Below are 264 nucleotides of genomic sequence, written 5' to 3' on the forward strand. Positions count from 1 at the left end.
TAATAGCAGCAATACAACCCGCTCTCCTTAATTCTGCTTCCGTCTATAATGGACCTACCGGGCCTACTGGGCCAGCAGGCGCTACTGGTGCTACCGGACCTCGAGGTAACACGGGAGCTACTGGTGCTACCGGTGCCACTGGGCCTCAAGGTAACACGGGTGCTACCGGTGCTACCGGTGCCACTGGGCCTCAAGGTAACCCGGGGGCGGCGGGTGCTAGTGGTGCGCCTGGGCGGCAAGGGACGGCGGGGGGGGGGGGGGGGG

At 65.2% G+C, this 264-nt stretch carries 1 pseudogene; it reads left to right on the forward strand.

Annotated elements, in window-relative coordinates:
- Positions 1-264: pseudogene (locus tag JDS99_RS31315) on the forward strand (Gly-Xaa-Xaa repeat protein); the annotation flags it as partial.

This window comes from Bacillus cereus group sp. N6 (assembly GCF_016483705.1).
GTDB classification, from domain to species: Bacteria; Bacillota; Bacilli; order Bacillales; family Bacillaceae_G; genus Bacillus_A; species Bacillus_A wiedmannii.